Source organism: Bartonella sp. OD88NMGDW (genome assembly GCF_042193775.1).
In the GTDB taxonomy this organism is placed as follows: domain Bacteria; phylum Pseudomonadota; class Alphaproteobacteria; order Rhizobiales; family Rhizobiaceae; genus Bartonella; species Bartonella grahamii.
This window is the reverse complement of sequence record NZ_JBHIMA010000006.1, coordinates 19,250-38,078: the sequence shown is the minus strand read 5'-3', so window position 1 is coordinate 38,078 and position 18,829 is coordinate 19,250. Positions and strand designations below refer to the sequence as shown.

Here is an 18,829-nt window from a genome sequence, read left to right as displayed (position 1 = left end):
TCTCTTACACGTTACAAAGAGAATCAATGTATGAATAAAAATCATTCAAAAAAACAGTAAAAATGCTTCTTATGAACCATTAAATGCAAGAACTTATCATAATATTGAAAGCTGGTAAAAAGTATAGCATCAGCTTTCTGTCTTATATTTAGGTCAAAAAGTACCCTAAAGATTTTACACTATTCCCTTCATGAGTAGTATCATGCAATGGACTCAACTTTAAAATAAAAACACAAATAAGCAATAAAATAGTATTTTATTTTGCATAAAAGACCTCTTTCTATTCAAAGATATGTGATAAACAAAAGCCTGAGAAAAGAAGAAATCTCCATTACTTAGACACAACATGTTTATCCAATTGACGATGCTTAAAACGAATCGAAGAATATAATGCCATTCCAATAATACAGACTCCCACAAGTCCTGTTAAAACTTCAGGAACCGATATAATCGTTTGCAGATACATAATCACTGCAAGAACTAAAATTGCATAAAAAGCACCATGCTCTAAATAACGATAATGCAATAATGTTCCTGATTCAACCAGCATAATTGTCATAGAACGAACATAAAATGCACCGATACCAAGACCTATCGCAATAATAAAAAGGTTATGTGAAAAGGCAAAAGCACCAACCACGCCATCGAAAGAAAAACTAGCATCAAGAACTTCTAAATAAAGAAACGCCCCTACTCCCCCGTGAGTTACTGTTGTTAAAGTCTTTTGAGGGGTATCCAAGAGATGACCGACAACTTCAACACCGATAAAGGTCAAAAGTCCATAAAGGGCTGCCAATAAAAAAGTCATTTTATCTTCTGTGTCAATCTGCCCTGAAACAAACAAGATCAAAATCAAAACAATTGCAATATCAATCCCAACAAGCGCCCCAAACTTTTGAGCAGGTCTCTCTATAACATTAAGCCAATGTACCTCTTTTTCAGAATCAAAAAAATATTTTAAGCCAACCATCATAAGGAAAGTGCCTCCAAAAGCAGCAATCCCCATATGCGCATCGATTAAAACTTCAGCATATCGATGTGGTTCCCATATCGCTAATTTTACTGCCGCAATTGGATTAATCCCAACAGCAACGACAACCACCAATAATGGAAAAACAATTCGCATCCCAAATACAGCTATCAAAATGCCCCATATAAGAAAACGACGACGCCACAACGGATCCATTCTACTAAGAACACGCGCATTGATAATAGAATTATCAAACGATAAAGAAATTTCCAAAACTCCTAAAACAAAGCAAATAAAAAAATATTTAAGAAAACCAGTAATACTTTCCGTTTCAAACCAACCAATAACCCCTCCTAAAAAGACACCAATAATCGTGAAAAAAAAAGCAAACCCAAAATAGCGTAATAGGGCCATGATCATTCCTCAAAGTTTATTTTCTAATTCATCTAAAGCACACCCAGTACAAATCCAAAGTTTGCATCTCTTTAAAGTTGCATCTATTAATGCAGAGGTGTATAGAATATATATGGTAAAGTTACATGAAAATTCTCTCAAAAAAAGCAAGAGACAAATGTAGCAAACAGAGAATTTTGTTTTGAAATGAATATCAATTGTCAATACAGTAAACGAAAGATTTCTTTCTATCCACGAAAAATAAAAAAATAAAAAGAAATTAAAGCTATAAATATTGACATTATATCATAGAATATTAATACATAGTGTGCTTTTATTATTTAATGATTTATACCATGATGATTTACTGAGGGAGATAATTCGTGGCACGTCCTGAAACTGAATCAAAAACCATATTTGGAAAACGTTTGCGTTATGTACGTCTTGCTTTAGGCGATCCATCACGTGAAACCTTAGCTAAAAATTTTAGCATGACAAAAAATTCTATTGCTTTTTATGAGCGTGGGGAGAGAGAACCCAATCTTAGTGTTTTACAAACATACCGCACGTTATATGGTGTCAATATTAATTGGCTCTTAACTGGACAAGGAAAAATGTTTGACACCGAATATACAAAAGGTGATTTTGACTGGAATTATTTTATTAAAAAAATCGAAGGACTGGAAGAAACACTTGCCAATGGTGAGCGTAACGAAAAACTAAATAAAGAGAAAATCGACAGCTCTTATGAAAAATTGCAGCAATATTTGTCAAGACAAGGTTTATCTAATGGCCTTAACCCTAAAACTACAACCTCTCTGATCGACATGAAAGCTAAAATGGCCAATTCTTATACTCTTAGCTTATTCATTGATTTACTCATTCGAAGCGTATCCCAAAAAGAGGTTATCGCTAATCAATAAACATCTATTTTAAAAGAAAAAACAAGAAATGATTAAGCTCTACCAGTATGGAGAAAAATATTTTTCACTTTATCCATGCTGGTAAGATTTTGTATAATTTATAAAATTTGTTTCTATCACGACAATAAAAATATTTCCATTGTAAATAAAAGTATAATGTCTTTAAATTAAAAAAATAATTTTTAGTATAAAATTTTCATTCATATCTTATTGACAAGAAATTTTTTCTTGTTAAAAGAATAATAGCTCTCATAGAAATTATTTTTTAAGGTCAGAAAATTTAAGGGAAATATATTGACGAGTTCCTATAGAGACATACATTAATGTTCAAAAACGGATTAGTTAAATATTTATCCTGAAAATTATCAGCTATTTTATGAGGTGGGAAGCATGTATTTTGAGGTGTTTCAAGGAGTTCACAATCAATGGTACTGGCGTTTAATCTCAGGAGATGCACAAAAAATTGCTTTTTCTAGTAAAGGTTATCCAACAAAACAAGATATCCTAATCAATATTGAACAAATCAAAGAAATTACACATAAGGCTCTTATTAGAGAACTACAGTTCTAACGTTCTTTACCATTAGAACAAGCGTTTATTTTATATAATGGTATGTGAGTTACTTTTGTGACAAATAAAAAGTGATTGTTTTTCCCTCAGTGGGATGAATCTTTTGTGTTATTTCTAACACTCATAAATAACAGTCAAATTCTTGCATATTACTGTATGTTTGTTTTCAATCATACTTAACTCTCTGTAGCACTTATAAAAAAGAAACTCTTTTAAGTCTTTTATTTTTTATAAAAATAAACGCACATGAAAAGAAGATGAATCATCAACGATGAAATACAATTACTCTACCAAATATTAATATCTTTTACCTTTATATTCCTCTTCTGTATCTGATAATCATAACTGACTTACCCATTTCATCTTCATAAAAAGCAAATATCTCTTTCTTTCTATTACCATGCAATTTTTTAGACATATTAGCTGAAACTATCGTCGCATTTATATCTTATATCTAAAAGGAACGTGCAAAATTGTTTCAAGCATAATGGATTGTATAGACGCGCTTTTTAATAACCAGCATACCTATAAACTGGTTTATCATCATAAACTCTTATTTTATAATCAAAGACGCTCTGTCTTATAAACTTAAATGTTTTCATAAAATCAGAGTAAACTTGAATATTCTCTTTCAATACAATCCCTCCATCAGCATCATAATTGGCTTCATTAAAGTTTATCTCTCTCGTCATTCCAATCTTCCTAACACATTTCCAAGCCCTTTAATGCAAAATATAAATACAATCACTCTTTATCATCTTCAGATTTAAGCATTTTTTGATATTTCTTTTCATTTTTTTCATATTGTTTAATTTGTTTTTTCAGTTTTTCAATTGCTTGGTCACGTCTTTTAATCACCATACTTTGCTCTCTAATAGCTCTATCTCGTTCTTCAGTCATCTTCATAGAATCTCTTAAAAACTCATGCTTTATTCTTCTAGATTCCTCTTTTAAAATTTTCACTTGACTGCGATAATATAAAGAAAACCGAAATATAACCCCACTGCACAACAAAACAACAACCATTGCTCCCAATAAAATTTCGTTTACACTCATTTGGATCTCCCTTAATTGTCGCTCAAGTGATCATCTTGACCAATTTGTTTCATCCTCAATCAAAAAAAGAATGCAATAAACCGCATGTTCCAAGTGTGAACAATCACTCTCGGCATTCTTATTTTCTCCATTAAAGCCATTGATAAATGACGCAAAAAAAATCCCTGAAAGCGGCTAAATCTACACGCTTACACCAATTATTTGCGACACATTTATTGACACAAAATACAAAAAATAAGGAACATAAAATAAAACTAACGATGCCATGCAATCATACAAGCCTTGCCCAAATCGTTCCTATCTTCCTTTTTTACGCCATGTGGGATGCGGCTATATATGAAAGTTTTTCATTATTACAAAAATCTTCAGTGTCACAAAACACAGCATTTCTGTAAAATTTTGCCTTCCCAAAAATCTTTACATCACCATAAATTAAAGCATCACTATAAACTCGAGCCTTTCTATAATCACGAGTATCACCATAAAATTCAATACATTGAGCATTCAAAACTTGATCAAAAAAGACCGCATTAACGTAAACATATGCATCTCCACTCATATTCGAATAACTATAAAGTTCTTATCTTTCATAAACATGCAAACTCTTACGAACGACTACACAACCATATGTTAATGCATTGTTATCAATAACAATATCATTGTAAACACAGACTTCATTATAAACCGCAGCATCATAAAAACACACTCACCCCCATAAGGGCATTAATCGAATGTACCCCCCCTCCCAAACAACCACTTTTGTGACTCAGATTACCTTCCTGTTTAATAAAATATCCAAGATCACTTTTTTGATATTTCCCAATTTTTTTAACGCATATATACGATATACCATCTGATAGTGATCTAATTTATTACAATAGAGGAGAAATCAGTATTCTTTGCCTATGAATTTACATTTTTTCTACAGCCATTATCCTATCTCTTAAGGCTCTAAAGCTTCGTTATACTCACACACCACCTCAACGCAGAATTTTTTTTTACAAATTCTGATGTTGGGGTATATCTTGATTTATAATGCTGCTACGTATACTATCACAGTGAAATCTCATAAACATACGAGTGTGTATCGCCGTTTCCGGTATACACATTTACTTCTTCACAACCGTGGAACTAAGCAACCATTTTTTATTGATTCGAATCTGAAAGTGTATGGGGACATTTTGTTATTAGTTAAAAACAACTCTATATGCTTCATTAGCGAAGAGCTACACATGGATATTTTCACGCTCCTTGTATCATATATTCTGGATTCGCAGCGCAATATTAACGCTATAGCGTAAATATGTAAAGGTCTAAAAATGACAAAGACTGAAAAAGATTGGTTCCAACGCTTAGTTGAATTGATTAAAAGTGACGGACGAACAATGATTGAAATAAGCAGAGCTGCAGGCTGTGGACAAAATTACGTCCAACAAATGATAAATGGAGGAAAGAGGCCTTCAGTAGATAAACTCATGGCTATTTTGAACACACTGGGAAATGCTAGTGCCATATATGTAATAACTGGTTTCAACATCTCCGATGAAGACTTAAAACTCATAACTTTGATTTCGTCTGGAGATAAAAAGAAGATTGAAGCCTTAAATGTTCTGTTGAATGAGCAGAATCTGTAGAATTTTCTACTCTATCCAATATCGCTTGCTTTTGAGACGTCGACAAAGACTCCCATTTCACAATAATATCAGATAAAGTTGTTTCAAATTTTTTATCATTCTTCATAGTCATACTCCATGTAGTCAAACTATATAACGCTAAAGCGTTTAAATATATCTCATACCTTAGAAAAAAATATTTGCAATAGGCAGTATGGAAGCAATTGTGTACAAACTTATTTTACAAAATCAGATGAAGTTCTATTAGTCATGTACCATGGTGAAACAGAAAGCATCACACGATCCAGATCTTCTTATGAAAATTGGTATGATCTATCAAAAATGCGAATAATGTTACGCATATCTTGTGATTCGGACCAATAACAAACTAATGTGAAAATATCCCTAAAGACACTCCTGAACTCTATATAAGAGAACACGAAAAAACTTTTTGAAAAAAAATATATCACAATTTTATTCTACATAGCACCATCTATGTTTTTTAAACAATATTGCAAAGCAAGAATATAACAATGTTATAGGAATAAATTCTTATAAACAGAGCCACACTACCTAAAACTCTGTAACACGTTTATAGGTAACCTCCCCTCTAAACGCACCTTGTAAATACTAATATAAGTCTCTACCATAAGCAAAAATGATACTATTAAAAAATAAAACGAATCACCACGCATAATCTTTGTACGTAAATTGTATCGCAGATTTACCACAAGAGAGAAATTCCCTTATGTAAATGAAGAATTATATTTTCAAAGTATAATTTTGAAGAAAAGTATACTTTTCCAAAAAAAATTACCCTCTCTGCCAATAATTTTTCATAAGAGAGAAAACTCTCTACACAATCAATACGAGAAAAATGTTAGTAATACAAAAAAGTGCTAGGTTTAGCGAAATATTGCCAATCCCTTATGAGAGTAAAATCAAAAAAGACTTCTGCTCTTCAATAATAATTCGGATTACATGAAAACTCTATAATTTGAGCATTAAGCGAAAAATACACAAAAACAGGAAATGGCATTTTAACGAATTTTCCAATATAATAGAAAACATTTCTTACAGAATAATAAAATTCCTATTACAATAAAATCTGGATGATGCAAAGCGATAGAAACAATCACTCAATTGACTTTTCAAAGAACGATTGATGAAATTCTTTTCAGAGAACACGCCACCGTCATTATGAACAATATTTCTCAAAAATCAAATAGAACGCCTCTCTTGGGAAAAAGAAAATATCAACAAATGCTATCATCGTTGCCCCCATGATATATGTGAACACCTATGGATCACATTCTCTTATATACAACCTTTCATCACGATAATGCTATTCGAACGTCTAAAAGACATTAACATCACCCAGAAAAAAGCAAATTTACCCTAAATGTTTTTTGAGCCATTTGTTCTAAACAGGTACAATCTTTAAAATTGGTCTTATTGGGATCTGTTTATTTGCAGAACAAGCATAAATAAACTTATTCAATGAAGCTTTTAGCCTTCTATTTTATGAAAAACATCATACAGAAAAAGTACAAAACAGTATATGAATTAAGAAAGTAAATAGCGCCACATATTAGTTAATCCAAATGCTACAATGTTTAAAATGAGAGCACTTCTTTAATGAGACTAAAAAACATACCATCACTTTATATTAAAGCGACTGATAGAAAAAAACAGCAACAAACAATGACAAAGGATTTTAGAACAAACAGGAAAATAAATAAAAAACGAAAAAGGTAGAATCCCAAAATTTTTATATAAGCGACCCATTTTTCTATTGGCCATTTCCCTATTGGTGGGCCCGGAGGGACTCGAACCCCCAACCAAGCGGTTATGAGCCGCTGGCTCTAACCAATTGAGCTACAGGCCCCATATATAGGTTGTTTCTCTCTAAACTAAAATGCCCTATGATACAAGAGCTGACAAAGATTATAACCCATCTTTTTCTCTTTTCTATTGGTTTTTTTTTCAGTGCCCTAATTTCTTTACAAGAACTCTTAAAAATGAGAGAATAGTTAACTGACAAATATAAAGGTATAGATATGATAGAAAAGAAAATTCAACCACTGAAGGGTTCTCTGGTTAAAGCAGTTATATTAGCATTTACACTCTTAGCCACATCGTTGAGTGTACGTGCTTATGCTGAAGAAAATAAAATGAAAAATGCAACGATTACAGTGACTGCAATCGGAGAAAGTCAAGCTGCACCGGATATGGCAATTATTAATCTAGCCGTTGTTACCTATGACAAAACTGCCCAAAAGGCATTAGCTTCCAATAATCAATCCATCAATGATATTATACAAGCTTTTAAAAACAATGGCATCCAAGCAAATGATTTGCAAACATCAGGTTTATCCATTTATCAGTCGACTTCTGATAAACACCACGAAAAAAAGAATAATGAAAAACTCTATCATGTTTCAAATTCTTTAACCGTGCGCATTCGTGATCTTGCCAATGCTGGTAAAATCTTTGATCAAGCGATGACTCTAGGTGTTAATTCAGTTAACGGCATTACTTTTACCAACGCAGATACAAAGCCATTTTATCAAGAAGCACGTAAAAAAGCCATTACTGAAGCCATTGAAAAAGCGCAAACGATAGCGCAAGCAGCAAATTTAAAATTAGGAAAAATTATTGAAATCAATGAAAAGGATGATTACTACCACCCAACACCACGTCTCATGAGTAGAGCAGCAGATGCAAGCTACGCAAATACAAATTTTGCAGGTGGTGAATTAAATTATAATGTGAGCGTCACTGTCGTCTTTGCGATCGATTAAATCACCAACTGTTGTATAAAAAATCATATTACTGGCCTTTACATAGAAGACCAGTAATGTGATGAAGATAATCTTCCTCAGATAATAATTCGTCTTCGTAAACCTCTATCTGTCCGCGTGCAGAAATATGCGCTGTATGTACTGTCTGGCAATCTCCTGATACCAATGGATGCCACCAATGAAGATCTTTTCCCTCATAAATTAATCTATAAGCACAACTTTCTGGAAGCCAGCGCGCTGTTTTAACTGTTGTAATGTCTAGCGATATACAATCTGGTACAATTGATTTACGATGAGCATAATCTCGACAACTACAAGTTTCCCCATCTAAAAGACGACAAGCAATACTGGTTGCATAAAGGTCACCCGTATCATCGTCCTCAACTTTATGGAGACAACAACGGCCACAGCCATCACAAAGGCTCTCCCACTCAGAAATGGAAATCTCTTCTAATTTTTTTACTTTCCAAAAGGGAAGCTCTCCACTCATAAACTCAGACACACCTTTTTTAATTAAGACGATCTATAAAAATGAAACGTTTAATTTCTATAATTTCATCTATTTCTGTCTCTTAAAAAGATTCAACTCAATGTATGCTTTAAACCGTTTTCTTAAAATCTATCTGAATAAAAAGAAAATATTCAAAAAATAGAGCATATAAATGAACATAATCTATTGAAACATCCCTTTATAAACTGACAAAGAATAAAATGCGTCACCTAAAATGATAGAAAAATTCCGCAACGAATACACATTTCTCATCAAAAAGTCCGTATGTTGCAATATAAGTTTATTCTTAATAGATCCTATTTCTTAAGAAACAAGCCGCTACACGCAAGATAATGTTTTTCGTTCATTTTTTCAAATGACTACCACACCGGTCTTTGCCCTACATCTGTTATTTTCAGAAAAAGAAATACAAAATTCAAAAGCTAAGAAAAACATTAAACATCGTAAACTTTCTGGATTATTCAAATTCTTCCCATATTTTCTCAAAAAAGCATCCAAGTACAATGTGACACACCTCCCCTTCATTAAGAAGAAAGAGAGATTTATTAAAATGCACACGAATTTCTTTATTTAAGAATCGAGAAAACTGCGCAATTTTCGTGAACGGCTAGGATGTTTTAATTTACGAAGTGCCTTTGCTTCAATCTGACGAATACGCTCTCTTGTAACTGAAAATTGTTGTCCTACTTCTTCCAACGTGTGATCTGTATTCATCCCTATTCCAAAACGCATCCGCAAAACACGTTCTTCCCGCGGTGTTAATGAAGCAAGAACGCGTGTTGTCGTATCTCGCAGATTAGCTTGGATAGCTGCATCAATTGGTAATAACGCATTCCTATCCTCAATAAAATCACCCAAATGGGAATCATCTTCATCACCAACGGGCGTTTCGAGTGAAATGGGTTCTTTTGCAATTTTAAGAACTTTTCGTACTTTTTCTAACGGCATAGAAAGCTTGCTAGATAATTCTTCTGGTGTTGGTTCTCGTCCAATTTCATGGAGAATCTGACGCGATGTACGAACGATTTTATTAATTGTTTCAATCATATGAACAGGGATGCGAATCGTACGCGCCTGATCAGCAATTGAACGCGTAATCGCCTGACGAATCCACCATGTTGCATAAGTCGAAAACTTGTAGCCGCGCCGATATTCAAACTTATCCACAGCCTTCATCAAACCGATATTGCCTTCTTGAATAAGATCAAGAAACTGCAAACCACGATTAGTGTATTTTTTTGCAATTGAAATGACAAGACGCAAATTAGATTCTACCATCTCCTTTTTCGCAATTGTTGATTCGCGTTCACCTTTCTGCACCTGCATAACAATCCGACGAAATTCACCAATCGAAATAGCCGTTTCTTGCGCAAGATTTTGTATCTCACTTCGCAATTTTTGGATTTCTTTTGCTTCACGCATCGAAAATTCTTTCCAACCAGGTGTAGGCAAAGCAGCAATATAATTCATCCAATCTGCGTCCAATTCACGCCCTTGGTATTCTTTTAAAAAATCCTCATGGCCAATACCATAGCTGTTGGCAATCCGTTTCAGCTTACCTTCATTATGAATCAATCTCTTATTGATGTCATAAAGCTGTTCAACCAAAGCCTCGATACGATTTTGGTTTAAAGAAAGAGATTTTACTGCTTGAATCAACTCACCCTTTAATTGAATATATTTCTTCTTCTGAGAAGATGTAAGGGCCCCCTCTTTACGCTCTGCCAAACTGCTTTCAACATGCTGATCTTGTAATTTTCGTAATTTCACATAGGTTTGAGCAATAAAATCCAATGTTTCCATAACTTGAGGACAAAGTTCATTTTCCATTGCAGCAAGCGATAAGTTAACATCGTCATCGTCTTCTTCATCATCGTCTTCAATGTTTCTCTCTCCTGCGCTCTCCCCCATATTACGTATACCAGAAGACATTTTTTCTTCTTCTGTCTTATTCACTTCACTTCGCTCAATAACAGGAGCCTGCTTTGCTTCTGGACCAGCATAAGTTGTTTCAAGATCAATAATTTCACGAAGAAGAATACGCTGTTCTTTTAACTCGTCACGCCATATAATAAGAGCCTGAAAAGTTAAAGGACTCTCACAAAGTCCCGCAATCATTGTCTCACGCCCTGCTTCAATACGCTTAGCAATAGCAATTTCACCTTCCCGTGAAAGAAGCTCAACAGCTCCCATTTCACGCAAATACATACGCACCGGATCATCCGTACGATCTGTTACTTCGCGTTTATTCGTTGTCGTTGCAATTGCGTGGCTAGAGGCCTCTACTAAATCACCACCCTCTACTGTAACTTCTTCTTCATAATTTTCAGACTCAACCTCATCCTCATCATCCACAACATTAACCCCCATCTCAGAGAACATCGCCAAGATATCTTCAATTTGTTCGGATGTAACCTCGTCAGAAGGAAGAACAGCATTGAGTTCATCCATTGTTACGTAGCCATTTTTTTTGGCAAGTTTAATCATTTTCTTGATGGCATCATCAGAAAAATCAAGAAGAGGACCATCCAAACTTGCTTGGCTTGTTACTTCTGCACTATCTTTCTGTTTAACCTTTGTTGCCATACCATAACTCCACTCGACCACTTCACAGTTTCCATGTAACCATAGTTTCCATGTGACCAGTTTTTTTGCTCTCACTAAAATCTACCAATAGTTTCTCATATATACTTCCTTTTAAGAGATTACTATTGGAAAGAATACATTTTGTATACGCCTTAACATCCAGACAAACTTGACATCCAGACAAAAACGCGGGAAAACTCCAGAAGTTTCCCCGACACCTCTCAGCCCTTCTGAGATAATCTCTGTACCCTATCGTAAGAACCAATTTCCCGCTTTTCCTAAAATTTACCCGCTTTTCCTAAAATTTAATTGCCATCTTTATGAAAATGTCACTCCCATAAACTTCCTCATCTAAAATTTAAGTGACTGATTCGCATTAAAAAAGCGAATCATTTTATCGTATCTTGTGTATTCCCGTCTATTTTTTCATCCAACCAACTTCCAAACCCTTCAATTAACGCTTCTGTTGCCTGCATCTGCTCCAGCTCATTTTTTACCTCACGAAGCAGATCAAAAACCTCACTCTTAGGATTTTCTACAAGTTGCTCTTTAATATCCTGTAATCTCTTATGTAGGTGGTGTTCTTGAAGATGCAAGTAGACAGCTTGTTTTAATATCGCACGTGCATCCTCTATAGAAGCTCTACCAAAAATAATATGCATACCAATATTTTGCACAAGATGTTTCATACGCTCTAACAGAGCCTTTTGCCCTCTTTTTTCTAAGAGCGCAACCATCGTCTCCTTATCATGAAGCTGTTGATTCCCAAGAATTTCCAACATAGCTTGATGAAAGCACATCAATTGAGTATTTTTTAATTCTAACTCAGAAAGATTTTCAAAATTTTCATACCACAACTCAGGATAGTAAGCTAAAGTGAGTAAAATCACTGCTTCTCGCAAAGGAATAGATTGCGAAGAATTTCGTACTATTTCAGAATTTGCTAACAGAGAAAAGGATTGATCTTTAAAGATCCTATTTGGTGAAGATTGATCATATCGCCCTTCCCCCCTTTTTTTCGAAAAAGAGGGACGAAAAAAATCAAAAAGGCGTTTTTTTACATCTTGCAAATAATAACGACGGACATCTTCATCCTTAATCGTAAAAATTTGTTGTTTTAGTTGTTTTTCTAGCGCTGCTCGTGTCTCTGGAGTTTCAAAATGCTTTCCATAGGTAGCACGCCACCATAAAAGCTCACTCAAAGGAATTTCTTTTTGCAAAAAAGAAGAAAAAAGTTGTGCTCCACCAGCACAAACAATTTCATCAGGATCTTTTCCTTGTGGCAACAAAACAAAGCGTACACAAACCCCAGCCTTTAAAAGAGGCAACACACGATCAGCAACACGAAAAGCAGCGTTTAAACCAGCAGCATCACCATCAAAACACAAAATGGGCTCCTTCCCCATCTGCCATAAAAGCTCAATTTGCGCTTCCGTTAATGCTGTCCCTAAGGGTGCTACGACTCCTTCAAAACCAGCTTTAGTCAATGCAATGACATCCATATACCCCTCAACAACAAGGAGTGAATGATTTTTTTCATCGCCAACAAAGCGACTGTTTTTGCGAGCCGCTACCGCGTTATAAAGTATATTTCCTTTATGAAACAGCACTGTTTCAGGGCTATTGAGATATTTTGCTCGTGTCTCTGTCTCTAATGCACGCCCTCCGAAAGCCACCACACGTCCGCGCAAATCTTCGATAGGAAACATAATACGATTTCTAAATCGGTCATAAGAATCCGCACTCCCCTCATGCACTGTGAGAAGTCCACATTCTTCCATTTGCTTTATTGAAATGCCCCGTGCACTCAAAGCTTCTTTCAAAGCTGTACGCCTTACCGGTGCAAAACCAATGCGGAAACGCTCTACGAGCTCTGGTGTCACACCACGTGCATCCAGATAACGACGTGCTTGCGCACCTCCTTTATAGCGTAAATTATATTGAAAAAAATCTGTAGCAATTTTCATCACATCATAAAGCTCAGCTTTTTCCAGTTGACGTTTATGACTTTGTGAATCCCAAATAGGGAGTTTCATTCCCGCAAAATCAGCCAAACGCTCTACACTTTCTGAAAAGTGCAATCCATCAAGCTCACACAAAAAGGTAAAAATATCCCCACTTACACCACAACCAAAACAATAATAGCGCCCTTTATGATCATCACAATGAAAACTTGGCGTTTTTTCACCATGAAATGGACAACAACACCAAAAGTCTCCCCGTGAAGGCTTACTTTTTCGAGGATCAAAATCCACCCGTTGACCAATCACTGTTGAAATTGGGAGTCTCGTACGCAGTTCATTAAGGAAATCGGGCGGGAAACGCATTATCTCTCACAAAGTTTGAAAATTCTTTTTTGCATATTTAACGACTTTAGAGCATAATTCCAATACTTCCTCTTAAGCAGTTGTAAAATTTTAAACTCTTAACTGCATATAATTTCAGAAATGGAGAGTAGAAAAGTGATCGAATTTATTGTTCAATATCCGTGGTTAGAGGCTATTTCTTGGCTTGTTATTCTTACTATATTTGCCCTTTTAGTCAACTTTCTAGGACGAAAATTACTTATTCACGGAGCAAAAAAACTCTCTTCTTTTCTCCCCAAAAATACAACGGTGGATATTAATAATGCTATTCAATACATAGCGGATATCATTTCAGCCTTTATTATTTCAGTTGGTGTTAATTTTATACCAACATTGCCCAATGCATTCAGTACTGTCATCGGTAATGTTGCTAACGCCTTCATTATCTTTTTTGTTGTTCTGACAATTTCTGCCTGTCTGAATGTCATTAATATCCTCTACGAACAACGACCAACAGCACGGTTAAAACCAATAAAAGGTTATATTCAAATTGCTAAAATTGCACTTTTTGCTGTTGCGACAGTTTTAATGGTCGCTACATTGATTGACCGCTCCCCTCTTATTCTCTTCTCCGGTCTTGGTGCAATGGCCGCGGTTCTCATGTTAATTTTTCAAGATACGCTTCTTTCTCTCGTTGCCGGTATTCAAATTTCATCCACTGATATGGTTCGCGTTGGTGATTGGATTGAAATCCCCAATCTCGGCGCCGATGGTGATGTTATTGAAATTGCCCTGCATACTGTTAAAGTTCAAAATTTCGACAACACCATCACCTCAGTTCCTATCCGTAAACTTGTAACCGACCCTTTTAAAAATTGGCGTGGAATGCAAGAATCGGGTGGAAGACGCATCAAACGCTCCCTTTTTATTGATCAATCAAGTATCCATTTTCTCACAGAAGAAGAACAAAAATATCTTTCCCGATTTAATTTATTAGAAAATTATTTCACACAAAAAGTAGCGGAAATTGACCAATGGAACGCTCAATTAGATAAAAATCATGATGTCTTAGCCAATACGCGCCGTTTAACCAACATTGGAACTTTTCGCGCTTATGTTTTTGCTTATCTACAACAGCATATAAACATCAACCCTAATATGACCTTTATGGCACGGCAATTACCTCCTACAGAAAATGGTCTACCCCTGGAAATTTATTGCTTTACGAACACCACCGTTTGGATAGACTACGAACAAATTCAAGGTGATATTTTTGATCACCTTTATTCCATTCTTCCTTGTTTTGGTCTAAAGGTTTTTCAAAATCCAAGCGGTTATGATTTTAATCAAGTATTAAAAGCAAAAGCGAAATAAAAACGATAAACTTTAATTTATCAATTTTGAGGCAAACATATTCATAACAACAGAGAAAGAATAAAGTATCATGAATGGTTCATTGGTACTCCTTCATCTTGCCGGCGCTGTTTCTTTACTTCTCTGGGCCACACGCATGGTGCGCACAGGAATTGAACGCGCCTATGGTGACAGACTTAAATATAAAATGTGCCACGTTATTTCAAAACCATTGTTTGCTGTAAGTTTTGGGCTTTTTACAGCAATGATTTTACAAAGCTCTACAGCAATAACGCTCCTTGTTGGTTCTTTCGTTGAATCTGGTTTTGTCTCTGGAGTAGCGGGGCTTATGGCTGTACGCGGAGGAGAATTAGGATCAGCGATCGTTGTTAAAATTCTCACCTATGATCTCACACTTGTTGTGCCCCTTTGTCTTTTAATTGGCACTTGTATCTTCATGACAACAGAAAAACGTGAGTGGCGTCAAATAGGACGTATTGTCATCGGTATTGGTCTTTTGATTTTATCTTTAGAGATGATAAGTACAGCGACAGAACCTTTACGTGAAAGCGAAATTTTGCCTAGCATCATTCGTTATCTTTCAACCGATCCTGTTTCCACTTTTTTGTTGGCTGCTGGCTTAACCTACCTCTTACATTCATCTATTGCAGGAATCATTTTGCTGGTCAATTTTGCCAACTACGATCTTATCCATACGCAACTCTGTGTTGTCATGGTTCTTGGTGTCAACTTTGGCTCTTCTCTTATAGCACCACTTTTAACGCGCAACGCCTCTCCTAATACCCGCCTCGTTCCCTTAGGAAACTTACTCATGCGTGGGGCCGGTTCAATCCTTGTACTTATCTTATTTCTCTCCTTTCGCCCTCCCATCACATGGCTTGGCAATAACGCCCCTACTCAAGTGATCAACGCCCACATTATTTTTAATGTTTTCATTCTCCTTGCTGGAATACCGCTTTCAAAATGGGTTTTAAAATTAACCACTCAAATTGTTCATATAAGTGCAAAAAAAACGCAAACCGACAAAACGCTCAATTTATCGGATCAAACAGCTCTTGATGACAGTGTGCTTGAACGCCCCTCTCTCGCTCTCTCGAATGTCATGCGTGAAGTCATTCATATTTGTGATCTTGTGGACATCATGCTAGAAAAAATCATGGGACTTTATGAAAGTCCTGATCCCAATATTATTCGTGAACTTAACCAACTCAACACCATATTGGACAAAAAACATATCGCCATCAAACTTTATCTTGCACGATTAGCGGGACAAAAATTATCTGACGAAGAAGCTCTTCAAACGCAAGAACTTCTAGGCGCCTGTATAAAATTAGACCAAGCAGGCGATATCATTATTCATAATATGCTGATGCTGGTTAAAAAGAAACAACAAAAAGGTTTACAGTTCAGCAGTGAGGGCTGGAATGATCTCCTTCGTTTCCACGCCATTGTACTAGCCAACGCGCATATAGCATTTAACGTTCTCGTCTCACGCGATACACACACTGCACACCTATTGGTACAAAAAAAAGATCAACTACGAAACTTAGAAAAAGAGATGAGTTTAAAACATTTTAAACGTTTGCGTGAAGGGGATCTCAAAAATGTAGAATCATCCAGTCTTCATCTCGACACTGTCCGCGACCTTAAACAAATCAACTCTCTTTTGACCTCAATGATCTACCCCATTTTAGAAGAACAGGGACTTCTTCAAAGTTCTCGCCTACGCAACCCTGCTGAAGAACAAACAGAAAAACCTTAAACTTTTAAATAACTTGAATAAGAAATACATCACATCGATTACTCGATTTGGAATATGGTCAAGATATTGATTTAATCAAAATATTTTATTATTTGACAATTTAAATGAGTTTTCTGCATCGTAAATTTCTTTCATTTAAAATCTATTCATGATGAATTACTCAAAGTCATTTGCTTGCACATTATAAACAAAGCAGCATGTAGAATAGAATTCTTGAAGAAAGACGTAAAAATGCCTAATCATCTCAAAGCCAAGACTGTTAAACACATAAAGAGAAAGTCAAGAGTATGATGGTTCCAACCTAAACTCGCCTTGTAAAAAGGAACTGCCCCGCAGTAGCAGCAAAAACAGAAATACTCTATAAGGAATGCAAAACCCCACAAAAATGCAACGTTTATATCAAGATTGGTAGAGGCTCAACCTATACAGCCATTCTATAACGTGTCAACAAAACAGTTTTAATTTCATTTCAAACATCATTGATATCAATTGGCAAGCTCCAGACTTTTAAATGTCCATTTTACTTATTGCTTTAATCACAAATCACAATTGCTTTTTAAACTTAAGAGAGAGATTAAAAAGCTTATAAATAAACTTTATGATTTCTTAAAACATTTTCACTAATATTTTCTTCTTTTATTCATGTTTCTCAAATAATTAATTTATTTATAAATTAAAATGTGATATATACTCATGCTTGTTAAGTATTGTTATTATATAAATGTGAATGTTATTTAAATATAAAGGAAAATAATAAGTAAAATTTCTAACAAAAATATCCTTTCCACTGGATAAAAAAGGGATAAATCTTGATTTTTATAAAGTTTACTCTAGTTACAATTTAAGTTCAGGCAAAGGAGGGTATCATGGAAGATGCAAACATCGGTTGGATTGCAGCTATTATTATCGGCGGAATTGCAGGTTGGGCTGCCCAGTATATTATGAAAAGCCAAACAGGAATATTGTTAAATATTATCTTAGGGATTATTGGCGCTGCGCTAGCAAGCTTTCTTTTTAGTCTTTTAGGTGTAAGTTTTGCTGGTTGGCTTGGCTATCTTATTTCAGGTTTTATAGGAGCCTGCATTCTTATATGGGTAGGACAAAAAATTCGATCATAGAGCGTTTATTTTTTTTACACCTTTTGGGATTTAATAAAAAACTGGGAAACAACTAGAAAAGTTTGAAATATTTCCCTGGAGCTCGTTGTCACCAGTTTTGATATGATGGTGAGATGCTTAAGCTGCGATTTTGGGTATACACCATCACCGTATTTTAAAACGAAATGCAGTAAAGATCTTTATAACGCACCATTTCATACCTATATAAAGTTACGCATATCAGGAAAGATATGTTGCGTTATTTTAACGAAATACGAACTTATTTTCGTACCGTACGCGCAAATCTAGCTCATCTCACTGTAATAACAATCCGTAAGGTTACAAAAATCACTAACGATGATTAAAGATTCTACCGCATAGCACTTAACGCCTATACACTTCATCAACAATACCTTTTTACCGAAAAACTCGAAGAGCTCTTTTGCGCTCTTAAGAAATAAACAGAGAAGGTAAGCAAAAAATGATAAAGAGATTTTTTCTAATCTATGAAATAAAATAGATATATTATAAATACATATTAATATAAATTTATTATAAAAGACTAAACACTCTTTAATATGAAGTAATTTATTACAATTTCAATAATATAATCTATTTTTAAGTTTTCAAAAATATATGCCTTACTATAAAATTATTGACTATAAAGAATACGATCTCCTTTACATCTCAATTCAAAAGGGTTGAATATCTCTTCACTTTCTAAAGTATAAAATAAAGTTTTATTTCTCTTTAAATTTTCTCTTTATATCATCTTACATAGATGACTTTTTATATGCGTTACAAACGAATTTTAAAGCACAAAACATTTTTCCCATTGCTCATGCGATAAAGAAATTTCCCTAA

Annotated in this window: 15 protein-coding genes and 1 tRNA gene; 8 read left to right on the top strand and 8 right to left on the bottom strand. The window is 34.8% G+C overall.

The features are described from left to right. Nucleotides 1-331 precede the first annotated feature (331 nt). On the bottom strand, nucleotides 332-1,384 hold the full coding sequence (locus ACFIJR_RS06045) for a DUF475 domain-containing protein (protein ID WP_375627044.1): 1,053 nt from the start codon (nucleotides 1,382-1,384) through the stop codon (nucleotides 332-334). 362 nt (nucleotides 1,385-1,746) lie between these two features. On the opposite strand from ACFIJR_RS06045, the gene ACFIJR_RS06040 reads away from it, so the two are divergent. Together ACFIJR_RS06040 and ACFIJR_RS06035 are read left to right on the top strand one after the other, a co-directional pair. Then, nucleotides 1,747-2,286 carry a helix-turn-helix domain-containing protein gene (locus ACFIJR_RS06040; protein ID WP_375626155.1) on the top strand — a complete coding sequence of 180 codons (540 nt, stop codon included), beginning with the start codon at nucleotides 1,747-1,749 and terminating at the stop codon, nucleotides 2,284-2,286. A 390-nt stretch (nucleotides 2,287-2,676) separates the two neighbouring features. After that, entirely contained in the window at nucleotides 2,677-2,856 is a 180-nt protein-coding gene (locus ACFIJR_RS06035) for a YegP family protein (RefSeq protein ID WP_375626157.1), read from the top strand. 509 nt (nucleotides 2,857-3,365) lie between these two features. On the opposite strand, the gene ACFIJR_RS06030 is transcribed toward ACFIJR_RS06035, so the two are convergent. Then, the gene (locus tag ACFIJR_RS06030) at nucleotides 3,366-3,548 is read right to left on the bottom strand and encodes a hypothetical protein (RefSeq protein ID WP_375626159.1); all 183 of its coding nucleotides are present in this window, start codon (nucleotides 3,546-3,548) and stop codon (nucleotides 3,366-3,368) included. Between the two features lie 52 nt (nucleotides 3,549-3,600). Next, nucleotides 3,601-3,912, bottom strand: coding sequence for a hypothetical protein (locus ACFIJR_RS06025; RefSeq protein ID WP_375626160.1), 312 nt, complete (start codon nucleotides 3,910-3,912; stop codon nucleotides 3,601-3,603). A 146-nt stretch (nucleotides 3,913-4,058) separates the two neighbouring features. Between ACFIJR_RS06025 and ACFIJR_RS06020 the strand changes: the two genes are divergently transcribed. Both ACFIJR_RS06020 and ACFIJR_RS06015 read left to right on the top strand, forming a co-directional pair. Further along, a complete protein-coding gene (locus ACFIJR_RS06020) occupies nucleotides 4,059-4,307 on the top strand; it encodes a hypothetical protein (protein ID WP_375627041.1) in 249 nt (82 codons plus the stop codon). A 924-nt stretch (nucleotides 4,308-5,231) separates the two neighbouring features. Continuing rightward, complete coding sequence (locus ACFIJR_RS06015) at nucleotides 5,232-5,546, top strand: helix-turn-helix domain-containing protein (protein WP_007347852.1); 315 nt, start codon at nucleotides 5,232-5,234, stop codon at nucleotides 5,544-5,546. Here ACFIJR_RS06015 and ACFIJR_RS06010 read toward each other — a convergent pair. Continuing rightward, nucleotides 5,470-5,652, bottom strand: a complete 183-nt coding sequence (locus ACFIJR_RS06010; protein ID WP_015856659.1) for a hypothetical protein — start codon at nucleotides 5,650-5,652, stop codon at nucleotides 5,470-5,472. The two genes, ACFIJR_RS06015 and ACFIJR_RS06010, sit on opposite strands and share 77 nt — an antisense overlap. Nucleotides 5,653-7,336: 1,684 nt before the next feature. Further along, a tRNA-Ile gene (locus ACFIJR_RS06005) sits at nucleotides 7,337-7,413 on the bottom strand. 172 nt (nucleotides 7,414-7,585) lie between these two features. Between ACFIJR_RS06005 and ACFIJR_RS06000 the strand changes: the two genes are divergently transcribed. After that, entirely contained in the window at nucleotides 7,586-8,329 is a 744-nt protein-coding gene (locus ACFIJR_RS06000; protein ID WP_375653813.1) for an SIMPL domain-containing protein, read from the top strand. Between the two features lie 28 nt (nucleotides 8,330-8,357). Here the strand turns inward: ACFIJR_RS06000 and ACFIJR_RS05995 are convergent, their stop codons facing one another. The 3 genes from ACFIJR_RS05995 to dnaG all read right to left on the bottom strand — a co-directional run bounded on the left by ACFIJR_RS05995 (nucleotide 8,358) and on the right by dnaG (nucleotide 13,753). Beyond that, nucleotides 8,358-8,819 (bottom strand): YcgN family cysteine cluster protein, encoded by a 462-nt coding sequence (locus tag ACFIJR_RS05995; RefSeq protein WP_375651876.1) that lies wholly within the window; start codon nucleotides 8,817-8,819, stop codon nucleotides 8,358-8,360. A gap of 591 nt (nucleotides 8,820-9,410) precedes the next feature. Continuing rightward, complete coding sequence (rpoD, locus tag ACFIJR_RS05990; protein ID WP_375626202.1) at nucleotides 9,411-11,426, bottom strand: RNA polymerase sigma factor RpoD; 2,016 nt, start codon at nucleotides 11,424-11,426, stop codon at nucleotides 9,411-9,413. A gap of 389 nt (nucleotides 11,427-11,815) precedes the next feature. Beyond that, on the bottom strand, nucleotides 11,816-13,753 hold the full coding sequence (gene dnaG / locus ACFIJR_RS05985; protein ID WP_375627035.1) for a DNA primase: 1,938 nt from the start codon (nucleotides 13,751-13,753) through the stop codon (nucleotides 11,816-11,818). Nucleotides 13,754-13,888: 135 nt separating this feature from the next. Here dnaG and ACFIJR_RS05980 point away from each other — a divergent pair, with 135 nt between their 5' ends. From ACFIJR_RS05980 to ACFIJR_RS05970, 3 genes are all read left to right on the top strand, one after another. Further along, nucleotides 13,889-15,106 carry a mechanosensitive ion channel family protein gene (locus ACFIJR_RS05980; protein WP_375626171.1) on the top strand — a complete coding sequence of 406 codons (1,218 nt, stop codon included), beginning with the start codon at nucleotides 13,889-13,891 and terminating at the stop codon, nucleotides 15,104-15,106. Nucleotides 15,107-15,176: 70 nt separating this feature from the next. Then, nucleotides 15,177-16,868 carry a Na/Pi cotransporter family protein gene (locus ACFIJR_RS05975; RefSeq protein ID WP_375653812.1) on the top strand — a complete coding sequence of 564 codons (1,692 nt, stop codon included), beginning with the start codon at nucleotides 15,177-15,179 and terminating at the stop codon, nucleotides 16,866-16,868. Nucleotides 16,869-17,734: 866 nt separating this feature from the next. Further along, nucleotides 17,735-17,986 carry a GlsB/YeaQ/YmgE family stress response membrane protein gene (locus ACFIJR_RS05970; protein WP_375626175.1) on the top strand — a complete coding sequence of 84 codons (252 nt, stop codon included), beginning with the start codon at nucleotides 17,735-17,737 and terminating at the stop codon, nucleotides 17,984-17,986. Nucleotides 17,987-18,829 lie beyond the last annotated feature (843 nt).